The following is a 591-nucleotide window of genomic DNA, read 5'->3' on the forward strand; positions in this document are numbered from 1 at the left end:
CAGCGGTCAGCACGGCGGAGGCCGAGGCCAGGGCGCCGGCCACGAGGGCCGCACCGACGACGAGGAGCACGACGGCGACGACCAGGCGCGTGCTGCGCTGGCGGCGGCGTGCAGGCGTCCGGGACGCCTGTGACTGCTGGGGCTGCTGGGAAGGCATGGGGCCCACCCTAGGGCCGGGGCGCGCCTCCGTCGGCGCGACACGCGTGCTCCAGCGCGAGGGAGGCGAGCGTCGTGCCGGCCGCACCGGCGGCCGCGACCACCGCGCGGAGGACCCAGCGGTCGGCGTACTGCGACTCGTCGCCCAGCCAGCTCACGGCGTAGCCGACGTAGCCGGCCGCCACGAAGGCGCCGCCGAGCGCGCACGCCCGGGCCAGCACGAGGCGGTTGACGGCCTGGTGCGGCTCGAGCCGCTCGCGGCGCACGTGCACGGCCTGCCACGTGTGCCAGGCGAGGAACCCCATGATGGCGGCGACCAGCACGAGCGCCAGCGCCTGCACCCACGAGACCAGCGTCGGCCCGGTCCCGAACGCGTTGCCCAGCGGGTGGATGGCCCACCCGACGGCGAGACCCGTCACGAGGCAGACGGTGAGC

The 591-nt window shown here is 76.8% G+C and carries 1 protein-coding gene; it reads right to left on the minus strand.

Annotation, left to right across the window (positions count from 1 at the left end):
- Nucleotides 1-167 precede the first annotated feature (167 nt).
- The coding region (locus FB586_RS18715) for a DUF3180 domain-containing protein (protein WP_136520859.1) at nt 168-591 on the minus strand (424 nt) is incomplete at its 5' end.

The organism is Cellulomonas telluris (assembly GCF_004886325.1).
GTDB lineage: Bacteria > Actinomycetota > Actinomycetes > Actinomycetales > Cellulomonadaceae > Cellulomonas > Cellulomonas telluris.